This window comes from Homoserinimonas sp. (assembly GCF_056262345.1).
The window spans coordinates 1-12,777 of sequence record NZ_JBACFR010000157.1; the positions used below are offsets into that span (position 1 = coordinate 1).

General features: G+C 63.1%; 12 protein-coding genes. 6 read left to right on the top strand and 6 right to left on the bottom strand.

Going from position 1 to position 12,777, the window contains the following annotated elements:
* Positions 1 to 33 precede the first annotated feature (33 nt).
* On the bottom strand, positions 34 to 954 hold the full coding sequence (locus AC062T_RS07945; RefSeq protein ID WP_476028925.1) for a heme o synthase: 921 nt from the start codon (positions 952 to 954) through the stop codon (positions 34 to 36).
* 256 nt (positions 955 to 1,210) lie between these two features.
* On the opposite strand from AC062T_RS07945, the gene tkt reads away from it, so the two are divergent.
* From tkt to pgl, 6 genes are read left to right on the top strand one after another with little or no spacing between them, the layout of a single operon-like run.
* Positions 1,211 to 3,304 carry a transketolase gene (gene tkt, locus AC062T_RS07950; protein ID WP_476028927.1) on the top strand — a complete coding sequence of 698 codons (2,094 nt, stop codon included), beginning with the start codon at positions 1,211 to 1,213 and terminating at the stop codon, positions 3,302 to 3,304.
* A 52-nt stretch (positions 3,305 to 3,356) separates the two neighbouring features.
* Positions 3,357 to 4,466: a transaldolase gene (gene tal / locus AC062T_RS07955; RefSeq protein ID WP_476028929.1), complete on the top strand. Its 1,110-nt coding sequence runs from the start codon at positions 3,357 to 3,359 to the stop codon at positions 4,464 to 4,466.
* Positions 4,463 to 6,061, top strand: a complete 1,599-nt coding sequence (locus AC062T_RS07960) for a glucose-6-phosphate isomerase (RefSeq protein ID WP_476028931.1) — start codon at positions 4,463 to 4,465, stop codon at positions 6,059 to 6,061. The genes tal and AC062T_RS07960 overlap by 4 nt, the downstream gene beginning before the upstream one ends.
* Positions 6,061 to 7,602, top strand: coding sequence for a glucose-6-phosphate dehydrogenase (zwf, locus tag AC062T_RS07965; protein ID WP_476028933.1), 1,542 nt, complete (start codon positions 6,061 to 6,063; stop codon positions 7,600 to 7,602). Before AC062T_RS07960 ends, zwf begins: the two co-directional genes overlap by 1 nt.
* On the top strand, positions 7,599 to 8,546 hold the full coding sequence (locus tag AC062T_RS07970) for a glucose-6-phosphate dehydrogenase assembly protein OpcA (RefSeq protein WP_476028935.1): 948 nt from the start codon (positions 7,599 to 7,601) through the stop codon (positions 8,544 to 8,546). Before zwf ends, AC062T_RS07970 begins: the two co-directional genes overlap by 4 nt.
* Positions 8,543 to 9,313, top strand: coding sequence for a 6-phosphogluconolactonase (gene pgl / locus AC062T_RS07975; protein ID WP_476028937.1), 771 nt, complete (start codon positions 8,543 to 8,545; stop codon positions 9,311 to 9,313). The genes AC062T_RS07970 and pgl overlap by 4 nt, the downstream gene beginning before the upstream one ends.
* Before the next feature lie 91 nt (positions 9,314 to 9,404).
* Here the strand turns inward: pgl and AC062T_RS07980 are convergent, their stop codons facing one another.
* From AC062T_RS07980 to AC062T_RS08000, 5 genes are all read right to left on the bottom strand, one after another.
* Positions 9,405 to 9,767 (bottom strand): RNA polymerase-binding protein RbpA, encoded by a 363-nt coding sequence (locus AC062T_RS07980; RefSeq protein ID WP_476028939.1) that lies wholly within the window; start codon positions 9,765 to 9,767, stop codon positions 9,405 to 9,407.
* 9 nt (positions 9,768 to 9,776) lie between these two features.
* Positions 9,777 to 10,028 (bottom strand): preprotein translocase subunit SecG, encoded by a 252-nt coding sequence (gene secG / locus AC062T_RS07985; RefSeq protein WP_476028941.1) that lies wholly within the window; start codon positions 10,026 to 10,028, stop codon positions 9,777 to 9,779.
* 103 nt (positions 10,029 to 10,131) lie between these two features.
* Positions 10,132 to 10,938 carry a triose-phosphate isomerase gene (tpiA, locus tag AC062T_RS07990; protein ID WP_476028943.1) on the bottom strand — a complete coding sequence of 269 codons (807 nt, stop codon included), beginning with the start codon at positions 10,936 to 10,938 and terminating at the stop codon, positions 10,132 to 10,134.
* Positions 10,929 to 12,143 (bottom strand): phosphoglycerate kinase, encoded by a 1,215-nt coding sequence (locus tag AC062T_RS07995; RefSeq protein ID WP_108996803.1) that lies wholly within the window; start codon positions 12,141 to 12,143, stop codon positions 10,929 to 10,931. The genes tpiA and AC062T_RS07995 overlap by 10 nt, the downstream gene beginning before the upstream one ends.
* A 24-nt stretch (positions 12,144 to 12,167) precedes the next feature.
* Positions 12,168 to 12,777 (bottom strand): type I glyceraldehyde-3-phosphate dehydrogenase (locus AC062T_RS08000; protein ID WP_476028946.1); only part of this gene is annotated, 610 nt, incomplete at its 5' end.

Below are 12,777 nucleotides of genomic sequence, written 5' to 3' on the forward strand. Positions count from 1 at the left end.
TGAACTTCGGCCGCTGCGCCAGAAGCGTGTGCCTTAGAAGGGCAGAAGCGGATCGACTCCAACGGCCACGAAGACGAGCGTCAGATACGTGATCGACGCGTGGAAGAGAAGCATCGGTCGCACCTCTCCCCCGCGAATCGCGCGGTTGTAAAGCTTGTGCGACTCGATAATGAACCAGGCTCCCGAGACGACGGCCACGATCGTGTACGTCCAGCCCATGGGATGAATAGGAATGAGGAGCAGCGAGCAGGCAACGGTAGCCCACGCGTAGAGAATCGTCTGCAGGCCCACCTGAGCGCGACCGCGGACGACCGCGAGCATCGGCACATTTGCTGCGGCATAGTCGTCGCGGAACTTCATCGAGAACGGCCAGTAGTGAGGGGGCGTCCAGAGAAAGACGACGAGAAAGAGGATGATCGCCGACCAGCTGATTGATTCTGTGACGGCGGCCCAGCCGATCAGCACGGGGAAGCATCCGGCGATTCCGCCCCAGATGATGTTTTGTGAGGTGCGGCGCTTGAGAATGAGCGTGTAGACGACGACGTAGAAGAAGATGGCCAGCGCAGAGAGAGTTGCGGCAAGCCAGTTTGTGGTCACCCAGAGCAGGCCCACCGAGACCACGCCGAGAATCCAGGCGAAGACGAGTGCTTCACGGTCGCTCAGCGCGCCGGTCACGAGCGGACGCTTGCTCGTGCGCTCCATGATGCGGTCCATGTCGCGGTCGATGTAGCAGTTGAACGCTCCAGCGGAACCGGCGCTGAGCGCCCCGCCGACGAGTGTCCACAGCATGAGCCATAGGTTGGGAATGCCGCCCTGAGCGAGCATCATTACCGGCGCCGTCGTGATGAGGAGAAGCTCGATCACGCGCGGCTTCGTCAGCGCCACGTATGCCCGAACTTTGGCCAATCCTCGAGCCCGTTCCTGTACGACCGGGGTATCTACGGCTGTATCCATTACTCCTCTAACGCACCAATGGTGATTCAGCAATCAAGTCTAGGTCACTGGCGGCTGGATCACCTCCCTGAGGTGGGGCTCGCATCCCGCCCAAACTGTGGGTATCCCTATACTTGACTGAGCCTGCCCCCGCTGACGAAACGCCCTGTAGCTCTATGCTGCGGCGCCTGGCGGATGCCGACGACGACAACGCAGGATCAAAACCGTGTGCGCCACTGAGTAAGACCGGCGCTCCAGCAGAAGGGTCATCATCCACGTGGCAGCTTTCCAATGGGATCCCATCGACGACCGTGCGGTTGATACCGCCCGAATTCTCGCGGCAGACGCCGTCGAAAAGGTGGGGAACGGGCACCCTGGGACCGCGATGTCCCTTGCTCCCGCCGCCTATCTCCTGTTTCAGAAGGTCATGCGCCGGGACCCCAGTGACTCCACCTGGATTGGCCGCGACCGCTTCATCCTCTCGGCCGGGCACTCGTCATTGACGCAGTATGTTCAGCTGTACTTTGGCGGCTACGGGCTTGAACTGGATGATCTGAAGGCGCTGCGCACGTGGGGGTCGAAGACTCCTGGACACCCCGAATATGGTCACACCGACGGCGTGGAGATCACTACGGGCCCGCTCGGCCAGGGCCTCGCCTCCGCCGTTGGGTTTGCTTACGCCGCCCGCTTTGAACGCGGCCTATTCGACCCAGAGGCAGCGCAGGGCACGAGCCCGTTTGATCACTTTATCTACGTGATCGCGGGCGATGGAGACCTGCAGGAGGGCGTGACGAGCGAGGCATCATCACTCGCTGGTCATCAGCAGCTCGGCAATCTCGTCGTGATCTACGACAGCAACCAGATCTCCATCGAAGACGACACTGACATCGCGTTCACCGAAGATGTCGCGGCCCGCTACGAGTCCTACGGATGGCAGGTCCTCACGGTCGACTGGAAAAAGACCGGCGAATACCACGAAGACATTGCAGAGCTCAACGCTGCAATCGAGTCGGCCAAGGCCACAACGTCTAAGCCGACGCTCATCATCCTGCGCACGATCATTGGGTGGCCTGCTCCGACCAAGAAGAACACGGGCAAGATTCACGGGTCTGCCCTGGGAGCCGACGAGCTCGCCGCCACTAAGACGATTCTGGGGTTCGATCCCGAGAAGTCGTTCGATGTCGAACCAGAGGTCATCGCACACACCCGACGCGCCATCGAGCGTGGTCATGAGGCTCGCTCAGCGTGGAACGCGAAGTTCGACGAGTGGGCCGCGGCTAATCCCGAGCGCAAAGTCTTGCTCGATCGCATCCTCGCGGGCGATCTGCCTGAGGGCGTCGACGAGGCACTCCCCGTGTTCGAGCCAGGCAAGGAGGTCTCGACGCGCGCCGCTTCTGGCAAGGTGCTCGGCGCACTCGGATCGGTGATTCCCGAGCTGTGGGGCGGATCCGCCGACCTCGCCGAGTCGAACCTCACCACAATCGAAGGCGCAGCCTCGTTTGTTCCCGCAGAGCACTCGACCCACGAGTGGAAGGGCGACAAGTACGGTCGCGTCCTACACTTCGGCATTCGCGAGCACGCCATGGCCGCGATTTTGAACGGCATCGTTCTGCACGGCAACACGCGCGCGTTCGGCGGTACGTTCTTGATCTTCAGCGACTACATGCGCCCTGCGGTGCGGCTTGCCGCGCTCATGAAGGCACCGTCGATCTACGTCTGGACCCACGACTCCGTGGCCCTTGGCGAAGATGGGCCAACGCATCAGCCCATCGAACAGCTCGCGACCCTGCGCGCGATCCCTGGGCTCGACATCGTTCGCCCGGCAGACGCCAACGAGGTCGCCTGGGCCTGGAAAGCCATCCTGGCGCGCCGAGAAGGACCCGCCGGTATTGCCCTCACCCGACAGAACGTGCCGGTATTCGAACGCGGCGAGGGCGACGCCACTGGTGACACCTTCGCGTCGGCTCGCAATGTCGACCGCGGTGCTTATGTGCTCGCCGAAGCCCCCGGCGGCACGCCAGATCTGATCTTCATCGCAACGGGCTCTGAGGTCCAGATCGCGGTCGAGGCGCGCGAGGTGCTGCGCGCTGAGGGAATCAACGCCCGCGTCGTCTCCGCCCCGTGCCTTGAGTGGTTCGAGGAACAGGATGCTGAATACCGCGAGTCGGTGTTGCCGGCGGCCGTTCGGGCGCGGGTATCCATCGAAGCAGGTCTCGACCTGACCTGGCGCCGCTATGTGGGCGACGCCGGCCGCAGCGTTTCTATTGAGCACTTCGGAGCATCGGCTGACTACAAGACGCTGTACCGCGAGTTCGGTGTCACCACGGAGCACGCCATCTCGGCTGCCCGCGAATCGCTCGCCGCCGTCTAACGGCCACGAGCTTCCACACCCCCAGCACAGAAGTCCAGAGGAATATAGAGCAATGACCACGAATCCCCTCGCAGCACTGTCAGCCGCTGGCGTCAGCATCTGGCTCGATGACCTGTCCCGTGAGCGCATCACCTCCGGCGGATTGCAGCGACTGCTCGACGAGCGCAGTGTCGTCGGCGTCACCACCAACCCGACGATCTTCGCGGGGGCACTGGCCAAGGGCGCCGCCTACGACGAGCAGGTTGCCGCACTCGCCAAGTCCAACGTGAGCGTCACAGAAGCCGTCTTCGAGATCACGACGGACGACGTGGCTGCGGGATGCGACATCCTTCGCCCGGTGTACGACTCGACGGATGGTCAGGATGGACGGGTCTCTATCGAGGTCGAACCCGGACTCGCGCATGACGCCGCAGGCACGATCGAGCAGGGAACGCAGCTCTGGGCCAAGGTCAACCGCCCCAACGCGATGATCAAGGTACCCGCGACGATCGCAGGGCTCGAAGCCATCACGGCGCTCATCGCCGAGGGCATCAGCGTCAACGTGACCCTGATTTTTAGCCTCGAGCGCTACCGCGACGTGATCAACGCATACCTGACGGGCCTCGAGCGCGCCAAGGATGCCGGTGTCGATCTGGCAGGCATCCGCTCGGTCGCCTCGTTCTTCGTGTCACGCGTTGACACCGAGATTGACAAGCGGCTAGATGCCATCGGTACCGACAAGGCGACCGCCCTGCGAGGCAAGGCTGGCATCGCGAACGCTCGCCTGGCCTACCAGGTGTTCGAGCAGGCGTTTGACACGGAGCGCGCCAAGTCGCTCCTGGCTGCCGGCGCCCACGTGCAGCGCCCCCTCTGGGCCTCGACCGGGGTCAAGGATCCCGCCCTCGACCCCACGTCGTACGTTGTCGAACTGGTCGCCCCTAACGTGGTCAACACGATGCCAGAGAAGACCATGGAGGCTACTTTCGAGCAGGGCGTCATCCGTGGCGACACGATCACCGGAGCGTATGCCGAGGCCAACGAGGTGCTCGACGACATCGACTCGCTTGGTATTTCATATGACGAGGTTGTCGGACTTCTCGAGAAGGAAGGCGTCGACAAGTTCATTGTCTCGTGGAACGAATTGCTCGACACCGTTAGCGCAGCGCTGGAGGCGGCCCGGTGAGCTTCGACATCAGCGTAAGCGGAGATGCTGCCGAGGCAGTGGACAGGATCGTCCCGCAACTCGTTTCTGATCTCGTGGCCTCCCGCATTACGGCACAGGATCCCACCCTCTGGGGCCCTGCGGCCGAAGACGAGGCCGCGAAGCGTCTCGGCTGGACCGAAGCTGTCGTTGTTTCGGACGGACTGGTTGATGACATCATCGCCCTTCGCGACCGCCTTCGGTCGGAGGGGGTCGACCACATTGTGCTCGGCGGCATGGGAGGGTCATCCCTCGCTCCCGAGGTAATCACCCGCACGGCGGGCGTTGAGCTCACTGTGCTCGACGCGACGGACCCCGAGCAGGTGCTTAGGGCGCTGAACCACCGCATCGACCACACTGCCGTCGTCATCTCGTCGAAGTCGGGCTCCACCGTCGAGACCGACAGCCAGAAGCGAGTGTATGAACGCGCATTCGCAGAAGCGGGAATCGACCCGATTACCCGCATCATCATCGTCACGGACCCCGATTCGCCGCTCGACGAGGCAGCGCGCGCTGACGGCTACCGAGTCTTCAACGCCGATCCCAACGTGGGAGGGCGATACTCCGCGCTGACGGCATTCGGTCTCGTGCCCTCCGGCCTTGCCGGTGTCGACATCGCGGCACTCCTGGATGAGGCGTCGTCCGTGGCCGGTCGTCTCGCCGTCGACCACCCCTCCAACCCCGGGCTGATTCTCGGAGCCGCCATCGCCGGCACCCGGCCGTTGCGCGACAAGCTCGCGATCGTGCCCGACGGCACCTACATCGTTGGCTTTGCCGACTGGGCAGAACAGCTGATCGCCGAGTCGACGGGCAAGGATGGCAAGGGAATCTTGCCGATCGTGCTCGACAAGTACTCAACGGAGGTCAAGCTCGGCTTGAACGACGTTCAGATCGTTCGCCTGGTCGAGAGCGAGCGCGAGACCGAAGAGGTCGCGCTGGGCGAGATAGAGATCAGCGGCACACTCGGCGCTCAGTTGCTCGTGTGGGAGTACGCAACGGCCGTTGCCGGTCGCATCCTCGGCATCAATCCGTTTGATCAGCCCGACGTCGAGTCGGCCAAGATTGCTACCCGTGGACTGCTCGAGCAGCAGCCAGAACCGACCCCGGCAGCGTTTGTGGAGTCGGGCATCGAGGTGCGCGGCACGCAGAGCATCATTGCGGCTGCAACGTCCATCGACGCGGCCGTCGAAGCACTTCTCTCGTCGCTCCCCGACGGCGGCTATGTTTCGGTGCAGGCCTACCTAGACCGCGGTGCCTACCCCGAGCTCGAGCTGCTGCGCGAGCGCCTAGCTGCCCGCACCGCACGCCCGGTGACATTCGGATGGGGTCCGCGCTTTTTGCATTCAACGGGCCAGTTCCACAAGGGAGGGCCCGCCGTCGGCGTCTTCTTGCAGCTTGTGGGCACAGCATCCGAAGACCTTGAAATCCCCGGCCGACCGTTCACCTTCGGTGAGCTTCTTCACGCGCAGGCCGCCGGCGATGCCAGCGTGCTGGAAGCGCACGGTCGACCCGTTCTGACGCTCACCCTGAGCGAAAACCCTCAGGGCGTCGAGACCGTTTTGGACATCATCCGCTAATGGCGCCTGTCGACATCACGTCTGAGTTCAACCCGCTCCGGCTGCCTTCGGATCGACGGCTCAATCGCATTGCCGGGCCGAGCGCGCTCGTCATCTTCGGCGTTACGGGTGACCTTTCGCGCAAGAAGCTCATGCCGGCGGTCTACGACCTCGCCAACCGCGGTCTGCTGCCACCGGGGTTCGCCCTCGTCGGGTTCGCCCGCCGGGAGTGGGAAGACCAGGATTTTGAGCGCGTTGTGCACGAGAACGTCAAGAAATACGCTCGAACGCCGTTTGACGAAGAGGTGTGGAAGCAACTCGCCCAGGGCATTCGTTTTGTGCAGGGAGAGTTTGACGACGACGACGCTTTCGAGCGTCTGAGTTCTACCCTCGACGAGCTAGATCGCGAGCGGGGAACGATGGGCAACCATGCGTTCTATCTCTCGATTCCGCCCAAGTCGTTCCCGATTGTGACGGAACAGCTCCGACGTTCGGGCCTTGCAGAGCAGCGTGAGGGCCAATGGCGCCGCGTTGTGATCGAGAAGCCGTTCGGCAGTGACTTGGCTTCGGCCCGTGAGCTCAACAACGTCGTCGAATCGGTGTTCCCTGCGGATTCTGTATTCCGCATCGACCACTATCTCGGCAAAGAGACGGTGCAAAATATCCTCGCTCTGAGGTTTGCCAATCAGCTCTTTGAGCCGCTGTGGAACGCGCACTACGTCGATCATGTTCAGATCACGATGGCCGAGGATATTGGGGTGGGTGGCCGAGCCGGCTACTACGACGGCATTGGTGCTGCGCGCGACGTCATCCAGAATCACCTCCTTCAATTGCTCGCTCTCACAGCAATGGAAGAACCGATCTCGTTCAGCGCTACTGAGCTGCGCGCCGAGAAGGAGAAGGTTCTTGCCGCAGTGAACCTGCCGGAGGATCTCTCGACGGCCACGGCGCGCGGGCAGTACAGCGCTGGACGCCAGGGCGGCGAGAAGGTCATCGGCTTTCTCGAAGAAGATGGCATGGACCCCGAATCCACCACCGAGACTTTTGCCGCGATCCGGTTGGATGTCGGCACCCGGCGCTGGGCTGGAGTTCCCTTCTACCTGCGCGCTGGTAAACGCCTCGGTCGTCGCGTAACCGAGATTGCGGTGGTGTTCAAGCGTGCGCCGCAGTATCTTTTTGCGGCGGACCAGACCTCGGCCCTCGGCCAGAACGCACTCGTCATTCGCGTGCAGCCGGATGAGGGGGTCACCATCCGCTTCGGGTCGAAGGTCCCCGGCGCCGGGATGCAGGTGCGCGACGTGACGATGGACTTTGGTTATGGACACGCCTTCACCGAGGCCAGCCCCGAGGCCTATGAGCGCTTGATTCTCGACGTGCTGCTGGGCGACCCGCCATTGTTCCCGCGCCACGAAGAGGTCGAACTCAGCTGGAAGATTCTCGACCCGATCGAGGAGTTCTGGGCGACCCAGGGGCAGCCGGAGCAGTACCGTCCCGGAACCTGGGGCCCATCATCTGCCGACGAGCTTCTCGCTCGTGACGGCCGCACCTGGAGACGCCCGTGATTGTCGATCTGCCCACCACCAACGGCAGTGCTATTTCTAAAGCCCTCGTGCGTCTTCGGGAAGAGGGTGGCGTCGTCGCGCTCGGGCGCGTGCTTACCCTCGTGATCTCCACCGAGATCGGAAAAGAAGAAGAGGCGATCGAGGCAGCAAACGATGCCTCGCGCGAGCACCCCATGCGAGTGATCGTGGTCTCGACTCCCCCGCTCGGAGACACCACGCCGACACGCCTAGACGCACAGATCCGTGTCGGTGGCGATGCAGGGGCCAGCGAGGTCATTGTGCTCATGGCCTATGGCGATAACGCCCGGAGTGAAGAGAGCCTTGTCATGGGCTTGCTGCTGCCCGACGCCCCCGTCGTCGCGTGGTGGCCAGGCCGCACACCGGATGTTGTTTCGGCATCATCGCTCGGTCGGATTGCGCAACGTCGCATCACTGACTCCGCCGCACACGAAGACCCCGGAGCCTTTCTCGAAGGCCTCAGTTCGAGCTATGCCCCCGGTGACACTGACTTCGCGTGGACCAGGCTCACGCTCTGGCGTGCTCAACTCGCCGCTGTACTGGACCAGCCACCCTATGACTCGGTGACCGCAGTCCATGTGCGCGGATCATCCGACTCACCGTCGACCCGCCTCCTCGCCGCATGGCTGCAGAAACAGCTTGAGGTGATCGTGTCGTACGAGCTGACGACCGAGGGAGCCTCTGGAATCCACGGAGTCACCCTCAGCAGGGCATCGGGTGACATCGTCTTGGAGCGGACGCACGCTCCCATCGCCACCCTGACCCAGCCAGGCCAGCCCGTCCACGACATTTCGCTGCCCCGACGGAGCCTGCGCGACTGCCTCGCCGAGGAGCTACGGCGCCTCGACCCGGACAACTTGTTCGGTACGGTGGTCGTTGAAGGGCTCAGCAACCTGGCCGAGCCCCAGAATCGGGAGCGACCATGACGCAGGCGCGGCGCCAAGTGATTGTGCACGACTCGAAGGATGCGCTGGTTGACTCCGTTGCCAGCCGGTTTATCGCCGAGATCGTTACGCTGCAATCCGAGCAGTCGCGGGTGAGTGTGTGCCTCACGGGTGGTTCGGTCGGCATTGGCGTTCTTGCCGCCGTCGCCGCATCACCGCTCCGCAACACCATCAACTGGGGCCGGATCGACCTGTGGTGGGGTGACGAGCGTTGGGTTCCCGCCCACCACGCGGATCGCAATGCGCAGCAGGCATGGGATGCTCTGCTCGGATCCGTCGAGGTTCCCGAGGCTAATCTTCACGTGTTCCCTGCCGCTGACTCCGGTCTCACGCTCGACGAGGCCGCCATCAAGTACGCAGAAGAACTCCGCAGTGCGGCGGCTCCCGGCGACGACGCTGTGTCGTTTGACCTCCTGTTTCTCGGCGTCGGCCCCGACGGGCATGTGGCGTCGTTGTTCCCCCGCCGAGGAGAGCTCGACGATGCCGGAACCGTGGTCGCCATCCGCGACTCCCCCAAGCCTCCGCCCGAGCGCTTGAGCCTCACCATGCCGGTGATCAACAAGGCTCAACGTGTGTGGCTTGTTGTCGCGGGCCAGGACAAGGCGTCAGCGCTGGGCCTCGCACTGGCGGGCGCCAGCGTCCATCTCGTTCCCGTAGCGGGCGTTCAGGGCCAGCGCGAAACGATCTTCTTCGTCGATAACGACGCGGCCGTCGATGTCCCCCGCGATCTCATTGACGGCAACGACTAAGACCAGTCGACTCCGGTCACGTCCGACTCGTTAACGACTGAACCGCTCCCGACCAATGGTCGGGAGCGGTTCGCAGTCTGTGTGAGCGCTCTTACTGAGCGACCGAGCCTCTGCGGGCCCGAAGCTGAGTCAGGGCCTCCTCGAGAAGAGTAACTGCCTCCTCTTCGGTGCGGCGCTCCTTCACATAAGCAAGGTGGGTCTTGTAGGGCTCGAGCTTCGCAACCTTGGGAGGGTTTTCGCGGTCCCGGCCGGCAGGAGCGCCACAGTTCGGGCAGTCGAGCTGTTCAGGAATCTCTTCTGGCTCGATCGTCGCGAGAAAGTAGGGGCTCATCTGGTGGCCACTGCCGCACCAGTAATGAACCTGAATACGCTCCGCGTGGAAACCGCGGTCCTGCTCGCCCATGGGCCCTGCGCCTACGCGCGACCCCCTAATGGCGCTGCCACCTGATGCCACGATTGCTCCTTATACTGCCGAGTCGAACTTGGTGATGAGTCCGAGGACGACGATGGATGTGATCCATACCAGTCCCAGAATCACCGTGAAACGATTGAGGTTGCGCTCCGCAACGCCCGATGAACCGAGGTTCGAGGTTACGCCGCCACCGAACATGTCGGACAGGCCGCCACCTCGCCCGCGGTGAAGCAGGATAAGCAGCGTCAGCAGGAGACTGGTGATGCCCAGGATGACCTGCAGGATGACCTGAAGAATCTGCACGAAAAGCCTTTCGATGGTGCCCGCGGCGCGGACGGTACGCACTCGGGAGCAGGTAAGCCGTTGATCAGTATAGCCGACGCCTCACAGGCGGCGGCAGGCTCGATCAGATGCCGACGTGGCTCTTGAACCGGCTGATGCTCGAGAACTCGGCGACATCCAGGCTTGCGCCACCGACGAGCGCGCCATCGACATTCGGCTGACGCAGGAATCCGGCAATGTTTGAGGACTTGACGGAACCGCCGTACAGAATGCGAGTTGCTGCCCCAGCCTCGTCACCGAGCGCCGAGCTGACCACCGCGCGAAGAGCAACGGCAACCTGTTCTGCCTGCTCAGGCGTCGCAGCCTGGCCCGATCCGATCGCCCAGACGGGCTCATACGCCACAACGACATTGGCACCCTGAGCTACGCCAGCGAGAGCGGCCGTGAGCTGCGCAACCGGCACCGCGCTCGGACCATGCTCGGCGAGATCGTCGGCTGTCTCTCCGACACAGATCACGGGGACGAGCCCGTGCTTGAGTGCGGCAGCGACCTTCGCCGCAACAACACCATCAGTCTCGTTGTGCAGCGTGCGACGCTCCGAATGCCCGATGATCACGTACTCGCAGTCGAGTGCCTTGAGGAACGCACCAGAGATCTCGCCGGTGTAGGCGCCCGAGTCGTGGGTCGAGAGATCCTGCGCGCCGTACTTGAGCTGGAGCTTGTCAGCGGCAATCAGCGTCTGCACCGAGCGCAGGTCGGTGAATGGCGGGAAGACGGCAACTTCGACCTCGGAGAAATCGAAACGAGCATCCTTGAGGCTCCATGCGAGCTTCTGCACAAAAGCGATCGACTGCAGATGATCGAGGTTCATCTTCCAGTTGCCTGCGATGAACGGAACGCGTCCGCCCGCAGAGCCTGTTTTCACTGCCAACCGAGGACCTCCAAGCCGGGGAGGGACTTGCCTTCGAGAAACTCGAGGCTTGCGCCGCCGCCCGTAGAAATATGACCAAACTGGGAATCGTCAAAGCCAAGGGCTCTGACAGCGGCGGCGGAGTCGCCACCGCCAACGACGGAAAGGCCGTCTACCTGAGTCAGCGCCTCGGCCACCGCTCTGGTGCCCTCCGCAAATGCCTCGATCTCAAAGACTCCCATGGGGCCGTTCCAGAACACGGTTGACGACGAGGCGATAGCGGAGGCGAAACGTTCCGCCGTCGCTGGCCCGATGTCGAGTCCGAGGCCCGACGCACCCCATGGCGTGTCTTCTAGCTTGTCGGCGGCGCGGACGACATGTTCGGCATCCGCACCAAATTTGGATGCGACCACGGCATCCACGGGGATCACGATTTCGACGCCGAGGCGCTCTGCCTCGGCAAGGTAGCCGCGGACCGTCTCGATCTGGTCCTCTTCAAGAAGGCTTGCCCCGACTCCGTAACCCTGAGCGGCGAGGAAGGTGTACATCATTCCCCCGCCGATAAGCAACGTGTCGACCTTGGGAAGGAGGTGCCCGATGACGCCGAGCTTGTCGGACACCTTGGAGCCGCCAAGAACTACCGTGTACGGCTTCTGAGGGCGTTCGGTGAGGCGTTCGAGAACATCCAGCTCCGTGGCGATGAGCAGTCCAGCGGCGCTCGGAAGCGCCTTGGCTAGTTCATAGACGCTCGCCTGCTTGCGGTGTACTACGCCGAAACCGTCGGAGACGAACGCATCACCAAATGCAGCGAGCTGGGCCGCGAAGCCCTCGCGAACCGACTCGTCTTTCGACGTCTCCTCCGGGTTGAACCGGAGGTTCTCCAGCAGGGCAACATCGCCATCGCGTAGCGAAGAAACAACGGCCCTGGCGGAGTCCCCAACGGTGTCGGTTGCGAACGCGACGGGCGCGTCAAGAAGCTCAGACAACCGCTCTGCGACAGGCGCGAGGCTGAACCGATCCTCCGGCGCGCCCTTGGGGCGACCGAGGTGTGAGATCGCTATGACCCGTGCGCCTGCCTCGGAGAGCCGACGCAGTGTTGCCAGCGACGCTCGGATTCGTCCGTCATCCGTAATGACGGACCCGTCCAGCGGCACATTGAGGTCGCAGCGAACCACGACGGAGCGACCCTTGAGGTCACCGAGAGAATCGAGAGTGCGGAGAGTCATCTGAGCTTTCTTGATCGAAGGGAGTCAGAGGCGGTCTGCGACGTATTCCGTGAGGTCGACGAGGCGGTTGGAGTAACCCCACTCGTTGTCGTACCAGGCAGTGAGCTTCACCTGGTCACCAATGACGCGCAGAAGGCCAGCATCGAAGATCGACGAGTGCGGGTCGGTGACGATGTCGCTCGAAACGATCGGGTCTTCTGTGTACTTGAGGATGCCCTTGAGCGAGCCTTCGGCGGCTGCGCGGTAAGCATCCTTGATCTCGTCCACGGTCACAGGACGCGATGCCGTCACCGTGAGGTCCGTGATGGACCCGGTGGGGACAGGAACGCGCAGGGCGAAACCGTCGAGCTTGCCGACGAGCTCAGGCATGACAAGGCCAATGGCCTTTGCCGCACCAGTGGAGGTCGGGACGATGTTGATTGCGGCAGCGCGGGCGCGACGCAGGTCCTTGTGAGGGCCGTCCTGGAGGTTTTGGTCGGCCGTGTAGGCGTGGACCGTTGTCATCAAACCGCGCTCGATTCCGAACGTGTCGTTGAACACCTTGGCAAGAGGAGCAAGGCAGTTCGTGGTGCACGACGCGTTGGAGATGATGTGGTGACGCTCGGGGTCGTAGCTCTCGTGGTTAACGCCGACA

What these genes read in the sequence shown, in the direction of transcription:
- zwf (WP_476028933.1), top strand. Translation starts at nt 6,061, where the DNA reads ATGGCGCCTGTCGACATCACGTCTGAGTTCAACCCGCTCCGGCTGCCT.
- pgl (WP_476028937.1), top strand. Translation starts at nt 8,543, where the DNA reads ATGACGCAGGCGCGGCGCCAAGTGATTGTGCACGACTCGAAGGATGCG.
- AC062T_RS07945 (WP_476028925.1), bottom strand. Translation starts at nt 954, where the DNA reads ATGGATACAGCCGTAGATACCCCGGTCGTACAGGAACGGGCTCGAGGA.
- tal (WP_476028929.1), top strand. Translation starts at nt 3,357, where the DNA reads ATGACCACGAATCCCCTCGCAGCACTGTCAGCCGCTGGCGTCAGCATC.
- AC062T_RS07995 (WP_108996803.1), bottom strand. Translation starts at nt 12,143, where the DNA reads ATGACTCTCCGCACTCTCGATTCTCTCGGTGACCTCAAGGGTCGCTCC.